Source organism: Sphingomonas sp., from assembly GCF_029239295.1.
GTDB lineage: Bacteria > Pseudomonadota > Alphaproteobacteria > Sphingomonadales > Sphingomonadaceae > Sphingomonas.
In genome coordinates, this window is the sequence record NZ_JAQZBC010000002.1 from 345,446 (window position 1) to 361,925 (window position 16,480).

General features: G+C 65.4%; 12 protein-coding genes. 3 read left to right on the forward strand and 9 right to left on the reverse strand.

Features of this window, described 5'->3' with window-relative positions; genetic code table 11:
* Positions 1-68: 68 nt before the first annotated feature.
* Positions 69-2,393: a TonB-dependent receptor gene (locus tag K0S66_RS03285; RefSeq protein WP_301073684.1), complete on the forward strand. Its 2,325-nt coding sequence runs from the start codon at positions 69-71 to the stop codon at positions 2,391-2,393.
* Positions 2,394-2,424: 31 nt separating this feature from the next.
* On the opposite strand, the gene K0S66_RS03290 is transcribed toward K0S66_RS03285, so the two are convergent.
* From K0S66_RS03290 to K0S66_RS03300, 3 genes are all read right to left on the reverse strand, one after another.
* On the reverse strand, positions 2,425-3,669 hold the full coding sequence (locus tag K0S66_RS03290; RefSeq protein WP_301073685.1) for an acyl-CoA dehydrogenase family protein: 1,245 nt from the start codon (positions 3,667-3,669) through the stop codon (positions 2,425-2,427).
* Positions 3,670-3,761: 92 nt separating this feature from the next.
* Positions 3,762-4,673, reverse strand: coding sequence for a LysR family transcriptional regulator (locus tag K0S66_RS03295; RefSeq protein ID WP_301073687.1), 912 nt, complete (start codon positions 4,671-4,673; stop codon positions 3,762-3,764).
* Entirely contained in the window at positions 4,670-5,326 is a 657-nt protein-coding gene (locus K0S66_RS03300) for a flavin reductase family protein (protein WP_301073688.1), read from the reverse strand. Before K0S66_RS03300 ends, K0S66_RS03295 begins: the two co-directional genes overlap by 4 nt.
* A gap of 275 nt (positions 5,327-5,601) precedes the next feature.
* Between K0S66_RS03300 and K0S66_RS03305 the strand changes: the two genes are divergently transcribed.
* Entirely contained in the window at positions 5,602-7,419 is a 1,818-nt protein-coding gene (locus K0S66_RS03305; RefSeq protein WP_301073689.1) for a DUF885 family protein, read from the forward strand.
* Positions 7,420-7,567: 148 nt separating this feature from the next.
* Positions 7,568-10,135, forward strand: a complete 2,568-nt coding sequence (locus K0S66_RS03310) for a PAS domain-containing sensor histidine kinase (protein ID WP_301073804.1) — start codon at positions 7,568-7,570, stop codon at positions 10,133-10,135.
* A gap of 86 nt (positions 10,136-10,221) precedes the next feature.
* Here K0S66_RS03310 and mnhG read toward each other — a convergent pair whose 3' ends face one another.
* The 6 genes from mnhG to K0S66_RS03340 are packed head-to-tail and all read right to left on the reverse strand — an operon-like array spanning position 10,222 to position 16,204.
* Complete coding sequence (gene mnhG, locus K0S66_RS03315) at positions 10,222-10,596, reverse strand: monovalent cation/H(+) antiporter subunit G (RefSeq protein ID WP_301073690.1); 375 nt, start codon at positions 10,594-10,596, stop codon at positions 10,222-10,224.
* The gene (locus tag K0S66_RS03320; RefSeq protein WP_301073805.1) at positions 10,593-10,868 is read right to left on the reverse strand and encodes a K+/H+ antiporter subunit F; all 276 of its coding nucleotides are present in this window, start codon (positions 10,866-10,868) and stop codon (positions 10,593-10,595) included. Before K0S66_RS03320 ends, mnhG begins: the two co-directional genes overlap by 4 nt.
* 2 nt (positions 10,869-10,870) lie before the next feature.
* Complete coding sequence (locus K0S66_RS03325; RefSeq protein WP_301073691.1) at positions 10,871-11,362, reverse strand: Na+/H+ antiporter subunit E; 492 nt, start codon at positions 11,360-11,362, stop codon at positions 10,871-10,873.
* A complete protein-coding gene (locus tag K0S66_RS03330) occupies positions 11,359-12,972 on the reverse strand; it encodes a monovalent cation/H+ antiporter subunit D (RefSeq protein WP_301073692.1) in 1,614 nt (537 codons plus the stop codon). The genes K0S66_RS03325 and K0S66_RS03330 overlap by 4 nt, the downstream gene beginning before the upstream one ends.
* Positions 12,969-13,307 (reverse strand): Na+/H+ antiporter subunit C, encoded by a 339-nt coding sequence (locus K0S66_RS03335; protein ID WP_046406828.1) that lies wholly within the window; start codon positions 13,305-13,307, stop codon positions 12,969-12,971. The genes K0S66_RS03330 and K0S66_RS03335 overlap by 4 nt, the downstream gene beginning before the upstream one ends.
* Complete coding sequence (locus tag K0S66_RS03340) at positions 13,307-16,204, reverse strand: monovalent cation/H+ antiporter subunit A (protein WP_301073693.1); 2,898 nt, start codon at positions 16,202-16,204, stop codon at positions 13,307-13,309. Before K0S66_RS03340 ends, K0S66_RS03335 begins: the two co-directional genes overlap by 1 nt.
* Positions 16,205-16,480 lie beyond the last annotated feature (276 nt).

The window sequence follows — 16,480 nt, forward strand, 5'->3', positions numbered from 1 at the left end:
GCTTCGTCGCTCGGCCGACAACGGCAATCGCTTGACCAACCGGCGTCCGCTCCATAGCGGGCGCCGGCTTGGCGCGGTGCGCCGGGCTGTCGGGGGAAGATGTGCGCGAACTGGTGATGATTTCGGCGGGACTGGCCGCCTCCCCCGCTGCCGCGCAGGTTGCCCCGACGCCAGCAACACCGCCGCAGCCGATCACCGAGGCCAGCACTGGCGCCGCTGCCGGGGCGCTGGGCGATATCGTGGTGACCGCGCAGCATCGTGAACAATCGGCGCAGCGCGTGCCGATCGCGATTACCGCGCTGAGCGGCGAGCAGCTGGAGGCGGAGGGTGCCGCGAACCTCGACCGCATCGGGCCGGCCGTGCCCAACCTGTATCTGGCGCGCAATTTCGGCACGAGTTCGGGCGCGCTGGTCTTCCTGCGCGGAGTCGGTGAAGGCGATTCGATCTTCACCAACGATCCGCCGGTGGGTATCTACGTCGACGACGTGATCCTGCCGCGGTCGACCGGCGCGCTGCTCGACCTGATCGATATTGAACGGATCGAGGTGCTACGTGGCCCTCAGGGCACGCTCTACGGCCGCAATACGAGCGGTGGCGCGATCAAATTGGTGATGAAGCGGCCATCGCTGGACGCGGTGAGCGGCGCGGCGGACGTGACGGTCGGCAGCTATCTCCGGCTGGATGCGCGGGCGGCAGTGAACCTTCCGGTGTCGAGCGACGCTGCGGTCCGCGTCTCCGCGCTGTCGCGCAACCAGCGCGGCTGGGGGCGCAACCTCACCAACGATCAGCGGGTGAACGGACAGGATCTGCTGGGTGGCCGTGTGTCGTTCCTGTGGGAGCCCGATGCGGCGCTTTCGATCATGGCGACGGGCGATCTGACGCGTGATCGATCGGGCCCGCGATTTCCGCAGCGTTTCCAGCCCGACCCCGCCGCGCCAGGCCGCTTCACCAACCGCTTCGTTGCGCCGGATGGCGACATTGACCATTTTCTGTCGGCCGACACCGATCCGCTGAACAGCACCGACACTGGCGGCCTATCGCTGCGCGCAGACTATCTGCTGAACGGCGAGCTCAAACTGTCCTCGATCACCGGCTATCGCGCGCTGCGTTCCCGCATCGGATTCGACCAGACCGCCAACCCACCGGGCGTCGGCAGCAACGTGATCCTGTTGCAGGACCAGCGGCAGCACAGCATCAGCCAGGAAGTGCAGCTGACCGGCTCTGCCTGGGGCGGCCGTGCGGAATGGGTGGCAGGTGCCTATTATTTCCGTGAACATAATGATCAGCTGACCGCCGTCAGTCTCGCTACGCCCGCCGGGCCGAACGCACGCTTTCGCAACGGTGATTTCTTCAACGCCCCGTCGCGCGGGGTGGGAACCACCGGCAACTGGTCGCCCTATGAGCCGCGGCTGGATACCGACAGCTATTCGGCATTCGGCTCGATGACGGTTGCGATCGATCCGCGAGCGCATGTGACCGCCGGGCTGCGCTACACCGATGAGCAGAAGCGCTACACGGTCAGCTTCCTGACCGCTCCGGATACCGTGCTGGTGCTGCCGGACGGCCGGGCGGCACGGCGGCGGATCGCGCAGCGCTGGACCGATGTGTCACCGCGGCTGGCAATCGACTATCGCCTGGGCGCCGAAGATGGCGACACTGCACTGGCCTACGCCTCGGTCGCCAAAGGTTTTCGCAGCGGCAGCTTTGACGGGCGCGCGCGCAACATCAGCTTCGCGCTCGATCGTCAGGCGGCGATCGCACCCGAAACGGTGTGGACGTACGAACTGGGCGTCAAATCCGACTGGTTCGAACGGCGCCTGCGCCTCAACGCCGGCTATTTCATCAACGATTATACCGATATCGCCTTTTCCGCGTCACGCGTGACCGTCGGCCCGCCGGAGATCTTTCGCCAGAACGTCGGGGATGCGCGAATTCAGGGCCTTGAGGTCGAATGGGCCGCAAACCCGCTGCCCGGGCTGGAGATTGGGGGCTGGATCGCGACGCTGGCGGATCGCTTCACGCGGCTGGCGTCGAGCCCCGGATGCACCGCGTTCGTTGCCGACGAACGGCAGCTCGACCTGCGCTTCACGCCGTCGTTCCGCTATCAACTGCGTGCCACGCTGACCGGTCGCGCGGGCAAGGCGCAATGGCGCGTCGGCGGCGATGTGAGCGGCGCGTCCGCCTATAACATTGCCCTGTGTAACGAGCCGCAGCACCGCGTTACCAATGCCGAGACGGCCAATCTGCAGGCGGGGGTCGATTGGCAGGATTGGGGCGTGATGATCGCAGCGACCAATTTGCGCGATCGCCGGTACAATAGCGGCAGCGTGGGGACGATCGGCTATCCGGTCGCCCCGCGTGAAGTGACGCTGCAGGTGCGGCGACGGTTCTGACCGCCGCCGCAGCGTGCACGCGCCGCTGGGATCAGTGCAGCGCCAGTTCGTTGCGACCGACGACCATGTGGTGCACCTCGTCCGGGCCATCCGCGAAGCGCAGGTGGCGAACGTCGGCATAAAGCTCTGCCAACGGCGTCCACTTCGACACGCCGGTCGCGCCGTGGATCTGGATCGCCTGGTCGATGATCTGGCAGGTCTTCTCCGGGACCATCGCCTTTACCATGCTGACCCAGACACGCGCCTCGCGGTTGCCCAGCACGTCCATCGCCTTGGCCGCCTTCAGCACCATCAGCCGCATCGCCTCGATCTCGATCCGCGCGCGCGATACCAGCTCCAGGTTCTTGCCCAGCATGATGAGCGAGCGGCCGAACGCCTCGCGCGAATTGCCGCGCTTCACCATCAGGTCGAGCGCGATTTCCGCCTTGCCGATGGTGCGCATGCAGTGATGGATGCGGCCCGGCCCGAGGCGGACCTGCGAAATCTCGAACCCGCGCCCGACGCCAAGCAGGACGTTCTCCTCCGGCACGCGCACGTTGTTGAAGCGGATGTGCATGTGACCGCGCGGTGCGTGATCCGCGCCGAAGACGTGCATCGGGCCGAGGATCTCGACGCCCGGCGTGTCGATCGGCACGAGGATTTGCGACTGCTGCTGCGAGCTTGGCCCATCGGTGCTGGTGCGCACCATGGTGATCATCACCTTGCAGCGCGGATCACCGGCGCCCGAGATGTAATATTTCTCGCCATTGATGACCCATTCGCCGTCCACCAGTTCCGCCCGGGTGCTGATGTTCTTGGCATCCGACGACGCGACATCGGGTTCGGTCATCGCATAGGCCGAACGGATCTCCCCGGCGAGCAGCGGCTCTAGCCACTGCCTCTTTTGCTCCGGCGTGCCGACACGCTCCAGCACTTCCATATTGCCGGTGTCGGGCGCCGAGCAGTTGAGCGATTCCGACGCCAGCGGCGACTTGCCGAGTTCGGCAGCGATATAGGCATAGTCGAGGTTCGAGAGCCCCTCGCCCGTTTCCGCGTTCGGCAGGAAGAAGTTCCAGAGGCCTGCGGCCTTCGCCTTCTCCTTGACGGTTTCCAGCAGTTCGAGCTGTCCGGGTGCGAAGCTCCAGCGATCTTCGCGCCCCTCGCCCAGCCGAACATATTCCTGCATGATCGGATCAACGTTCTCGCGGATGTGGCGCTTTACCGCTTCGAACAGCGGCCGGGCGCCCTCCGACATGCGCAGATCGTCGAGTTCGGGAATAGTGAAGATGTTGGACACGAAAACGCCTCGCGGTGATGAAGTCACCTTATCTTACCGCTGGCACGCCCATCACATAAATGACCTTTGATGATCACTCACATGAGCAGGATTCATAGGTCAGCAAAGGTCTGCCGGATGAGCATTCGCAGCCATAGATTGCTAGGGTCCTGTTCGGCGCTGGCGTGCCACAATAACTGCAACGGTCGTGCGGCGATCGGAAACGGCAACGGCACGACCTGATTATCGGCAACCGGGATCAGCGCACGGGCATGCGCATCGAGCAGGGTCAGGATCATGTCGCTGCGGGCAACCGTTTGCCAGGCCGACCAGATATTCTGACAGCGCACCCGCACTACGCGTGACAACCCCCGCGCGGCGAGCGCCTGATCCTCCAGCCCCGGGCCGGTCGGGCGTGGTGAGGCGTGCACATGATCGCACGCCAGATATGTCGGCAGATCGAGGGTGCCGTCGATCGCCGGGTGGCCCCGGCGAGCGGCAACGACCATCGTGTCGGTGCGTAGCGGGACGGCGAGCAGGCCGTCGATCGCCGCGCTGGGCACGTCTACGGCGACGTCCAGCTCGCCATGCGCCAATGCTGCGCCGATTTCGCCGCGCCGGAAATTGACGCTGGTCAGCGTGATGCCGGGTGCTTGCGCCAGCGCGCGTGCGACGAGATCGGCGAAGAAGCGCGCCTCATTCGCTTGGCGGAGCCCGACGCGGAAGGTTCGGTTCGCGGTGGCCGGGTCAAACCGGGTGGCGGATATCAGTGCTTGTTCCACCATGCCCAGCGCGTCGCGCACCGGATCGATGATCGCGCGCGCCAAGGCGGTCGGCACCATACGATTGCCGAACCGCACGAAAAGCTCGTCATCGAATGCGACCCGAAGTCGCGCGAGCGAATGGCTGATCGCCGATTGCGACAGGTGCAGATGGCGAGCCGCAGCCGTCACCCCGCCGCGCGAATAGATCGCCTCGAACACGCCGAGGAGGTTGAGGTCGACCCGGCTGATTGGCCTGGTCATTCGCCCTTACGTTTGCCACCGGTGGCGGCGGCGCGATCGGGATCAAAGGCGGGACGCTTCATCGTAAAGGTGTCGCTGTTCCGCAGATAAGTGCCGGTACCGTGTACGCGGCCGATCAGCTTCATGGCCGCCGTGTCGAGGTGCAGGCGATCCGGGTCGGAGACAAAGGCGTCCTGGACGTGCGCAACGACGACTTCGCCGACCGCGATTACCTGACGTGGGCCGATCTCCAACATTTCGCGCCGGACACATTCGAAACTGACCGGCGCGCTCGCGATCAGCGGGGGCGACACACGCGTGGCCGGGCGGGTCGCGATACCGGCATAGTCGATTTCACTCACATCCCGGGGCGCATCGACGCAAGACAGGTTCATCGCCTCCGCGTCCGCCTCGCACACCAGATTAATAACGAATTCGCCAGTGTCGAAGATGTTGGTCGCGGTATCCTTGTTGGCGCCCGACGCGTCCTTCAACAGCCCAAGAACGATGAGCGGCGGATCGTCACCCATCGCGTTGAAGAAGCTGTAGGGCGCGGCGTTGACCACGCCGTTGCGGCCGCGCGTGGTGACCCACGCTATCGGACGCGGCGTGATGGTGGATACCAGGATCTTGTAGCGTTCACGCGGCGCCAGATCGGACATGACGAACTGCATGTCGCCTGCGATGTCATCATCCGCGCGCGCGCGAAAGAGGCTTGTGAGCGCCTGCCTTCAGCGACGCGCTGATCGACTGAGGAAGGTGTCACCATGTTGCGCTGATGCACCTGACTGATGACCCACCTTGCCGCACGCAGATGGAAACAACGACACAGATCAATATCCGATGTTGGCCACAAAGATATCGCCACTGATATGTCCGGGTCCAACTAGACCTTCCCTGCTGCTGCTGACAATAAACACATCAACACAACGCACCGGGGGGAGCGACAATGGCACAGGAATATACGCGTCGGACCATCATGACTGGCGCAGGAGCGGGCGCATTGATCGCCGCACTGCCATCGTCGGCACAATCGATCGCTAACAGCAACACCATTCCTGATCTGTTGACGCGTCAATTCGAGGAAAAGCTGCGACTATTTCCTGAACTTGCGACGTTCATGGGCCTCGATACGGGGGAACGATCATCGCTGCGGCGCAGCTTTTCCGATGGCGACCCGTCTTACGTCGCCAAGGCCCAGCAAACAATTGCCGCGCAGTTGCGCGAGTTACGCGCGACGCCGACCGTTGGCCTGTCGGACGAGCACCTGCTCGAACGCGATGTCTCGATTTTCGATCTTGAGGCGCAATCTGCGCTCCATGCCTTTCCGTACAACGGCATCAGCACCACTGGCCCTTATGGGCCGACGCCGCTGGAATCGGCCTATCAAAACGCCTCCCTGATGCTCCGCGACTTCCATCCGGTCGACAATCGCGACGATGCCGAGGCCTATATCGCTCGGCTCGGCCGGATGGGCGGGATCATCGACGCGGACACCGGCCGGGTAAAGCGCAACGCCGCTATGGGAGTGGTGGCGCCCCGCGCGGTGGTGGAGCAGATGATCGCCATCCTGACCAAAGCGCGCGACGTCGATCCTGCGAGCGACGGCCTGGTCAAAACGATCGAGACGAAGGCGGCCGCCCAAAGGCTGACCGGTTATGGCGAGCGGGCGCGAGTGATTGTCGCCGAGCAGATCAAGCCGGCGCTGACGCGTCAGATTGCAGCGCTTCAGGCGGTACTGCCGCAGGCGAGCGATGCGGCCGAGGCGCATGTCGGCGTGGGCCGGTTGCCGAACGGGCTTGCCTATTACGACGCTTGCCTGCGCATGCATACGACCACGGAAATGAAGGCCGACGCGATCCATGCGTTGGGCCTTACGCAAGTCGCCGCGCTGTCCACCGAGATCGACGCGCTGCTGAAAAGTCAGGGAATGGCGAGCGGCACCATCAAGGAGCGAACGAAGGCGCTTTCGGCCACGCCGACGCAAGCCTTTCCCGACACTGATGAAGGCCGGGCGGCGATCCTCGCCCATATCAACGAGCGGCTCGACAGGGTGAGGAAGCGGCTGCCGGAGGTGTTCGGGAGATTTCCGAAGACCGGCTACGAGATCCGCCGGCTTCCGCCGGAGCGGCAGGACGGCACGCCCTTTGGCATCGCCTATCCCGGCTCGACCGACGGCAGCCGCCCGGGCATTTTCTTCATCAACCTGCGGTCGACCACGGACTGGCCGCGCTACACCTTGCCCACGCTCGCCTTTCACGAGGCCGCCCCCGGCCATCTGTTCGAGTCCGGGCTGCAGATCGGATCCGGCGAACTGCCGCTGTATCGGCGCGGCTGGTTCTTCAATGGCTATATGGAGGGCTGGGGCCTGTATGCCGAACAGATCGCTGACGAACTGGGCATGTACGATGACGATCCGACCGGGCGGATCGGCTATCTGCAAAGCCATCTGTTCCGGGCAGCGCGGCTTGTCGTGGATACCGGCATTCACAGTCGCGGTTGGGATCGCGAGCGCGCGATCGACTATCTGTTGGAGAATAGCTCCATGACGCGCGACGGAGCCGCCTCGGAGGTGGACCGGTACATTGTGATGCCGGGTCAGGCGTGCAGCTACATGATCGGTCACGCGACGATCACGCGCCTGCGTGACGAAGCGAGCAAGCGACCCGGTTTCGATCGCCGCGCTTTCCATGACTTCGTGCTCGAAGGCGGCGCGATGCCGCTCGCGGTGCTGGAACGCCGAATGAAGGCCTGGCCAAGCACCTGAACGCGGGCGGCTATCACCGCAATTGGACTATGGCCTAGGCGGATCGTTGCCGCTACTCGCACGCGAGCCGCAACTGGAGCCCTCCACCTTGACGACCGTAAGTCTCGACCTTGAGCGCTACAGTGACATCTTCGTAGGCGACAGTGAAATGGCGCGCTTGATGCGCGCCCATGACTGGTCAGCAACGACGCTGGGCAGTCCGGAAGGCTGGCCAAACGCGTTGAAGGTGGCGCTTCGTCTGTTGCTGACGTCGCGGTTCGAGATGTGGCTGGGCTGGGGCCCGGACATCAACTTTTTCTACAATGACGCTTATCGGCCGACGCTGGGGAACAAGCATCCCCAGTCGCTGGGCACGCCGACGCGCATTTTGTGGGCGGAAATCTGGGACGACATCAAGGATCGGTTGGCCACCGTCTATGACACGGGTGAAGCCACGTGGGACCGAGCGCTGCTGCTGGTTCTGGAGCGGAACGGCTATCCGGAGGAGACGTACCACACCTTCTCGTACAGCCCGCTGATCGGTGACACCGGAGCGGTCGAGGGCGTGTTCTGCGCCGTGTCGGAGGACACCGATCGCGTCATCAGCGAACGGCGGCTGGAATCGCTGCGCGAACTCGCATCGGGCCTCGCTGCGGCGCAGGGACGCGCGCAGGTGGTGCAAGCGGTGCAGACCGGCCTGTCCCACAATGCCTCTGACCTGCCGTTCAGCCTGGTTTATCTCTTTGGCGATGATGGTTCGCCGGAACTGGCAGCATGTGCAGGCATCGATGCCGATCATCCGCTGGCGGCCGCCGACAGCTGGGATCTCGATCGGCTGTCGACCGGCGTTCAGATCCTGGTGGATGATGCGCCGCGCGGTAATCTGCCGATGGGCGCCTGGGACCGTCCGCCTACCCAAGTCGCGATCGTCCCGTTGGGCGGCCAGCTCGGCAGCCGCGCGCGCGGCGCGCTGGTGGTTGGTCTGAACCCCTACCGATCGGTCAGCGATCAATATCTGAGCTTTCTCGATCTGCTCGCCGGGCAGATCGCGTCCGGGCTGGCCAGCGCCGATGCGCTGGAGGCGCGTACCCGCGAGCGGGACCGGGTGCGGGCCCTGTTCCAGCAAGCCCCCAGTTTCATGTGCATCCTGGCAGGCCCCGAGCACCGGTTCGAACTGGTGAACAACGCCTATCTCCAGCTCGTCGGCCACCGCGACCTGATCGGCGTGCCGGTCCGCGAGGCGCTTCCTGACATTGATGGCCAGGGCTATTTCGAACGTCTCGACACGGTCTATTCCACCGGCCAACCCTATGTCGGCCGCAACGTGCCCGTCATTGTGGAGCGGCAACCCGGAGCGGCGCCGGAGGAACGCTACGTCCACGTCATCTATCAGCCTATCTTCGGCGAGGACGGCCGGGTCAGCGGGATCTTCGTCGACGGCTATGACGTCACGGACCAGAAGCGTGCCGAGGACCAGCTGCGCCAGCTGAACGAAACGCTGGAACATCGCGTGGCGGAGCGCACCGACGAACTTCGCACGGCGCTGGACAAGCTGCACCACGAGGCGGCGGAACGCGCCACGATGGAGCGGGCGCTGCAACAGGCGCAGAAGCTGGAGGCGCTGGGCAAGCTGACCGGCGGGGTGGCGCACGATTTCAACAATCTGCTTCAGGTGATCAGCGGCAATCTGCAACTGCTGACCCGCGACGTCGTCGGCAACCCGCGCGCCGAGAAGCGCGTCGAAAACGCGATGGCGGGGGTGACGCGCGGCGCCAAGCTCGCCTCCCAGCTGCTCGCGTTCGGACGGCGGCAGCCGCTGGAGCCGAAGGTCATCAACCTAGGCCGGCTGGTGCGCAGCATGGACGACCTGCTGCGCCGATCCATCGGCGAGGATGTCGAGATCGAGACCATGGTGTCGGGCGGCCTATGGAACACGCTGATCGACCCCAGCCAGATCGAGAATGCGATCCTGAACCTGGCGATCAACGCGCGCGACGCGATGGTCGACGGCGGGCGCCTGACGATCGAGGCGAGCAACGCGTTTCTCGACGATGAATATTGCCGCCAGCACGAGGACGTGAAGCCCGGCCAGTATGTGATGATCGCGGTGACCGACACCGGAAGCGGCATCCCGCGCGACATTCTGGACCAGGTGTTCGAGCCGTTTTTCAGCACCAAGCCAGAGGGCAAGGGAACGGGCCTGGGGCTGTCGATGGTCCATGGCCTCGTCAAGCAGAGCGGCGGCCATGTGAAGATCTACAGCGAGCTGGACGAGGGAACGACGATCCGCCTGTACCTGCCGCGATCGCTGGAGGACGAGGACATGGTGACCGACATCAGCGCCGCGCCGGCGACCGGCGGATCAGAGACGGTGCTGGTGGTGGAAGACGACGATGAGGTACGCGAAACCGCCGTCGCGCTGCTGACCGAGCTTGGCTATCGCGTGCTGAAATCGCGTGACGCGATGAGCGCGCTGAACGTGATCGAAAGCGGGATCCCGATCGACCTGTTGTTCACCGACGTGGTGATGCCGGGGCCGCTGCGCAGCCCGGAGCTGGCGCGCAAGGCGAAGGAGCGTTTGCCCGAGCTCGCGGTGCTTTTCACCTCTGGCTATACCGAGAATGCCATCGTCCATCACGGGCGGCTGGACCCGGGCGTCGAGCTGCTGTCGAAGCCCTATACGCGCGAGGCGCTGGCGCGGAAGGTGCGCCATGTGCTGGGGTCACGGACGGCCTGATCGGGAATAGCCGCGGCCTGGCTGCGGCCTGTATCCGGAGCAATTCGGCCGCGCCCGCACGGCGCGCGGCCTGCGCCGCCCGGCGATTAATCCCGCCGGTCGGTTTCACTTGGATCGCGCGCCAGTTCGGCGCCATCCCCCTGCTTTTCCGCGCGCGTTCGATACAGTGCCGATCGCGCGAGCAGCATGAACGCGGCGGGCGCCGTGCAGGTCAGGAACAGCGCGACGAGCAGTTCGTGGATCGACGGCCGCGTGCGCAGGACCGAGAAGCACACGATCGAGGCGGCGACGATCAGCATCGCGCCCAGGCTGCTGCCGAGCGTTGGCGCATGGACGCGATCAAAGAAGGAATGGAGCCGCAGCAGGCCGAGCGACCCGATCAGCGTGACCCCTGCGCCGGCAAGCACGAGCAGACCGACGATCAGCGCCGCCCAGCCGGGAAGATCCGGTGCCTGGATCATTCGATCACCTCGCCGCGCATCAGGAACTTGGACAAAGCGACCGTCCCGACAAAGCCGAGCAGCGCGATCGTGATGGCGGATTCGAAGTACAAGGTGCGTCCCGTCTGGATGCCGAAGGTGAGCAGCAGAAGCATCGCGTTGGTGAAAAACGTATCGAGGCCCAGCACGCGATCCTGCGCGCGCGGCCCCACGACCATGCGATAGGCGGCGCACATCATCGCCGCGCCCAGCATGACCTGTGCGCCAGTGATGGCGAGCGCGAGGACGAGCATCGTCACCGTTCAAAGATCTCCATCAGCAACGCCTCATACCGATCCTTGATCAGCCGGATCCACGTTTCCTCATCGACGAGATCGAGCACGTGCAGCAGCAGGATGCCGCGGCGACGATCGAAATCGACCCACAGCGTACCGGGCGTGGCGGTCACGATCAGCGCAAGGCACGCGATGGCCTGACGGTTCTGCAGCACGATCGGCACATTGATGAAATCAGCGACGCGATCGCGCCGGCGGAACAGCACGATCGCCGCGACAGCGATGTTCGAACGCAGAATATCAACCGCCACAAGCCCCGCCAGCTTGAACACCGGGCGCAGATGGACGCGGACCGGCGGGCCGGCAAAGAGCGCGGCAAAGGCATGGGTGGCGAGAAGCGCCGCGGCGGTGCCGAGCAGAATCTGCCCTGGCGAGATCGACTGGGTCAGCAGCAGCCAGATACCCAGCAGCGCCAGCGCGAGCAGCGGATGCGGGAGCAGGCGACGGATCATGGGCGCCCCTCCTGCACGGCAATACGCGAGGCGCCGAGCACGGCCTGGACATAGCCCTGGCGGTCGCCGAGCGACTGGCCGGCGCGTTCCATGTAGCGCATCACCGGCCCGGCAAAGACCATCAGGCCAAGGCAGACCGCCAGCAGCAGGCCGACCGGCACCGCCTCACTGACGCGCAGCGCAGGCTGCGGCCTATCCGACGGGCCCCAGATGAGGTCGATGCCGGCACGACTGGTGGAGATCAGCGTAGCCAGGCCCGATCCGATGATCAGCGCGATCAGGATCCAGGTGACGGGTGCGACCTTCTCCCCCAGGTTCAGCAGGCCGTCGATCATGGCGAATTTGGCGATGAACCCCGACAGCGGCGGGAGGCCGGCGATCAGCAAGGCGCAAAAGGCGAAGCCGCCGCCGATGATCGCCAGCGTGGCGGGGATGACGACGCCGATCTCGGTCTCGCGCGCATCGGGCGGACCGGCATATTCATCATCGAACACCGGCTCACCGGCGACGAGCGGCGCCGCCTCACGCCGGTCGATCAATTCGATCAGCAGGTAGAAGGCGCTGATGCCCAGCGTCGAGCTGACCAGATAGAAGAGCGCGCCGGCGAGGACATCGCCTTCCCCGGCGCCGACCGCGGCGAGCAGCGTTCCCGCCGACACGATCAGCGAATAGCCGGCGATGCGGGTGAGCGTGCGCACGGCCAGCACGCCGATCATGCCAAAGGTGATCGTCGCCATGCCGCCGAACAGCAGCCATTCCTCCCCAAAGTTGCCACCCTGAATGCCGAACAGCAGCAGGTAGACGCGCAGCAGCGCGTAGATGCCGACCTTGCTGAGGATTGCGAACAGGGCCGCGACCGGCGGCGTGGCGGCGGCATAGGTGCGCGGCAGCCAGAAGCCGAGCGGGTACATGCCCGCCTTCACCAGGAAAGCGATGCCGAGGATCGCCATGCCGCTTTGCAGCAGCGCCAGATTCTCCGGGCCGACGGCAGGAATCCTGAGCGTCAGATCGGCCATGTTGAGCGTGCCGGTGACGCCATAGACCATCGCCGCGCCGATCAGGAAAAGCAGCGAGGTGGCGACGTTGATCGCGACATAATGCAGCGCCGCCTTGATCCTGGCCTTCCCCGATCCGTGCAGCAACAGGCCGAACGAGGCCGCCAGCAGCACTTCGAAGAACACGAACAGGTTGAACAGATCGCCGGTCAGGAAGGCGCCGTTCAGCCCCATCAGCTGGAACAGGAACATGGCGTGGAAGCGCGGCCCGGCCCGGTCCCAGCGCGCCACCGCGTAGATCAGGGAAGTGAGCCCCAGCGTGCTGGTCAGCACCAGCATCAGCGCGGAAAGCCAGTCGAGCACCAGCACGATGCCGACGGGTGCCGGCCAGTTGCCGACGAGATAGGCGGTGGTGGCGCGTTCCCCGGCGAAGCCGGCGGTGGCGACCTGCATCAGCAGCGCGATCGAGACGCCCAGCAGCGCGCCGGCCGTGCCCAGCGCGATCACACGCTTGGCAATGACGCGCTGTTCCTTGAGCAGCAGGATCACGGCTGCCGCGACGAGCGGCAGAAGGACCGGCGCGATGATCAGGTGACGGGACCAGTCGGCGGTCATTCGCCGTCGTCCCCGTCGACATGGTCGGTGCCGGTGATCCCGCGCGAGGCCAGCAGCACGACCAGCAGCAGCGCCGTCATCGCGAAGGAAATGACGATTGCCGTGAGCACCAGCGCCTGCGGCAGCGGATCGTCATAGCCGCTGGCATCGCCGGCGATGGCGCCGACGATCGGCGGGGCATCCACCTTCAGCCGGCCCATCGCGTAGATGAACAGGTTTACGGCATAGGACAGCAGCGACAGGCCGAGGATCACCTGGAACGTGCGCGGGCGAAGGATCAGCCAGACCCCGGACGAGGTGAGGACGCCGATACCAAGGGCGAGAACAAGCTCCATCAGACACGCTCCGGCACGGGTTCGGCCGGCGTGCTCTTGCGCCGAACAGGGGTACGGATCGACTGGTGCGCGATGGCGATCAGGATGACGGCAGTCGCGCCGACCACCAGGAGGAAGACGCCGAGGTCGAACAGCAGCGCCGTCGCCGCCGGCACCTTGCCGATCACCGGCACCTCGACATAGCGGAACCAGGACGTGAGGAACGGCCGGTCGAACAGCAGGGCGCCCGCGCCGGTCCCGGCGGCACCGAGCAGCCCGATCGCCATCCATTTGATCGGTCGTACGCGCAGCCGCGCCTCCACATAACGCGTGCCCGACGCGATATATTGCAGCACCAGCGCGATCGACATGGTGACGCCCGCGGCAAAGCCGCCGCCCGGCAGATCATGGCCGCGGATCAGCAGGTAGACCGCGAACACGATGATCACCGGGAACAGCCATTCGATGATGACGCGCGGCGCGAGGATATAGTCGGACAGCGTGTCGCCCCGCTCACGCCCCTCGCCGGCATCGTCGAACGCGTCCTGCCGCAATTGCTGCAACGGCAGCCTAACGCTCTCGCCCGCCGGCCGGAAGCGGCGCAGCAGCGAGAAGACGGTGAGCGCCACGATCGCAAGCACGGTGATCTCGCCCAGCGTATCGAAGGCGCGGAAATCGACCAGGATGACGTTCACGACATTGCGCCCGCCCGCCGCGACATAGGATTGCTCGACAAAGAAGCGCGAGATGGTGGCCGGCAACGGCCGGGTCATGACGGCGAACGAGACGAGCGCCATGCCAGCGCCCGCGACCACCGCGAGCAGCAGGTCACGCGCGCGGCGGAAGCGAACGCTGACCGGGGTATGATGCTCCGGCCAGACATCGGGCAGACGCTTGGGCAGCCAGCGCAGGCCGAGCAGCAGCAGAACGGTGGTCACCGTTTCAACCAGCAGCTGAGTCAGCGCGAGATCCGGCGCAGATAGCCAGACGAAGCTGATGCAGCTGACCATGCCGACTCCCGAGACGAGCACCACGGCGGCGAGGCGATGATATTTGGCCTGCCATGCGCCGGCGATCGCGAGCACCGCGCCGATCACCCACAACATCCCGAAGCCCGGATCGAGCACCGTGCCCAATCGCGTGCCGAGCGAATAGCCGTGGTACAGGAACGGCAGCAGCCCGGCGATACAGGCGACCGTCACCAGGATGCGAAGCTGCGGCTGCAACCGGTCGGTGCCGGCCCGCGGCAGGACCCAGCGAGCGGCCGTGACCAGCCAGTACAGCGCGGCATCGAACAGCCGGCGCCCCTTCAGCAGGCCGACCAGCGGCGGCGCGCTCATTTCATTCAGGCGGCGGGCGAACAGGACATAGCCGAAGGTGCCGAGCACCATCGCCACCACGCTGAGGAACAACGGGAAATTGAAGCCGTGCCAGATCGCGAGGCTGTACACCGGCATCCGTTCGTCGAGCACCGCATGGGCGGCGAGCGACAGGACCGGGCCGATCGTAATTGCCGGTACGATGCCGATGAGGAGACAGGCGAGCACCAGCACCTCGATCGGCACGCGCATCCAGCGCGGCGCCTCATGCGGGACACGGTCAAGCTGCGGCGGCGGGCCGAAGAACGTCTTGTGGATGAAGCGCACCGAATAGAGCACGCTGAAGATGAGCGCGACCGTGACCAGATAGGGCAGCGCCTGATCGAGCCAGGTGTCGTTATAATCCTCCAGCGCCTCCGCCAGCAGCATTTCCTTCGACAGGAAGCCGTTGAGCAGCGGCACGCCGGCCATCGCGGCGGCGGCGACCATCGCCAGCGTCGCGGTGATCGGCATGAAGCGGTACAAGCCGCTGAGCCGCCGCAGATCGCGCGTCCCGGCCTCGTGATCGATGATCCCGGCGGCCATGAACAGCGACGCCTTGAAGGTCGCATGGTTCAGCGTGTGGAAGATCGCCGCGACCAGCGCCAGCGGGCTGCCGATCCCCAGCAGCAGCGTGATGATGCCCAAGTGGCTGATCGTCGAATAGGCGAGCAGCCCCTTCAGATCCTGCTGGAATATCGCCGCCCAGGCCCCGATCAGCAGCGTGGTGATGCCAGTGGTGGTGACGATGAAATACCAGGCGTCGGTGCCGGCCAGCACGGGCCAGAGCCGCATCATCACGAAGATGCCCGCCTTCACCATGGTTGCCGAGTGCAGATAGGCCGACACCGGCGTCGGCGCCGCCATCGCGTGCGGCAGCCAGAAGTGGAAGGGGAATTGCGCGCTCTTGCTGAAGGCACCGATCAGGATCAGGATCAGCGCCGGCATGTACAAGGGGTGGGCCTTGATCGTCTCCCCGGCGGCAAGCACCACCTGAAGTTCGTAGCTGCCGACGATCTTGCCGATCAGCACGACCCCGATGAGGAGGCACAGACCGCCCGTGGCGGTGACGAGCAGCGCCATGCGCGCCGCGGTGCGGGCGCTTTCGTTCTGGTGCCAATAGCCGATCAGCAGGAACGAGGCGAGGCTGGTCAATTCCCAGAAGAACGCCATCTGGACGAGATTGCCCGACAGCACGAGGCCGAGCATCGCCCCCATGAAGGCGAGCAGGAAGGAGAAGAAGCGCGGGACGGGATCTTCCGGCGACATGTAATAGCGCGCGTAGATCACGACGAGGAAGCCGATGGCGAGCACCATCAGCGCGAACACCCATGACAGGCCGTCGAGCCGCAGGACGAGGTTCAGCCCGAGCGAGGGAAGCCATTCGACCCGGCTTTCCAGCAGGGCGCCGCCGGCCAGCGCCGGATACAGCAGGACGACCAGAACCGTACCCGCAAGAGCGGTCCCGCCAGCGATCAACGCAGCGGCGTTGCGCGCGCCCGAGTGCAACAGAGCGGCGGCGAGGCTCCCCGCGAACGGGAGCAAAAGGATCAGCCACAACAGGCCTGTGCCAGACGTCGTTATCCCACGACCTCCACTGAATTCGATGATTTCGGCAAAGCCAACGGTTCAGGGGGACTATCGCGAAAACGGCGATAGTTCCACCCCAGGAACTCACTGATTTATGCCGAACCGCTCCCGGCCGTAGCGACACGGGGGCGACAATCCAGCGATGGCAAGGGCACCAACAGTCGTCGCAAGGCGGCTGCGATCCGCCAGCGGGCGCCCTGTCGGCGTGGTCGCGGGGCCGGCATTACGCCGGCCCCGCGCAGCGAT

Bases quoted from the DNA above. Each gene is read 5' to 3' on its own strand.
- K0S66_RS03310 (WP_301073804.1), top strand. From the start codon at position 7,568: ATGGCGCGCTTGATGCGCGCCCATGACTGGTCAGCAACGACGCTGGGC.
- K0S66_RS03325 (WP_301073691.1), bottom strand. From the start codon at position 11,362: ATGATCCGTCGCCTGCTCCCGCATCCGCTGCTCGCGCTGGCGCTGCTG.
- K0S66_RS03335 (WP_046406828.1), bottom strand. From the start codon at position 13,307: ATGGAGCTTGTTCTCGCCCTTGGTATCGGCGTCCTCACCTCGTCCGGG.
- K0S66_RS03330 (WP_301073692.1), bottom strand. From the start codon at position 12,972: ATGACCGCCGACTGGTCCCGTCACCTGATCATCGCGCCGGTCCTTCTG.
- K0S66_RS03295 (WP_301073687.1), bottom strand. From the start codon at position 4,673: ATGACCAGGCCAATCAGCCGGGTCGACCTCAACCTCCTCGGCGTGTTC.
- mnhG (WP_301073690.1), bottom strand. From the start codon at position 10,596: ATGATCCAGGCACCGGATCTTCCCGGCTGGGCGGCGCTGATCGTCGGT.
- K0S66_RS03305 (WP_301073689.1), top strand. From the start codon at position 5,602: ATGGCACAGGAATATACGCGTCGGACCATCATGACTGGCGCAGGAGCG.
- K0S66_RS03300 (WP_301073688.1), bottom strand. From the start codon at position 5,326: ATGCAGTTCGTCATGTCCGATCTGGCGCCGCGTGAACGCTACAAGATC.
- K0S66_RS03320 (WP_301073805.1), bottom strand. From the start codon at position 10,868: ATGCTCGTCCTCGCGCTCGCCATCACTGGCGCACAGGTCATGCTGGGC.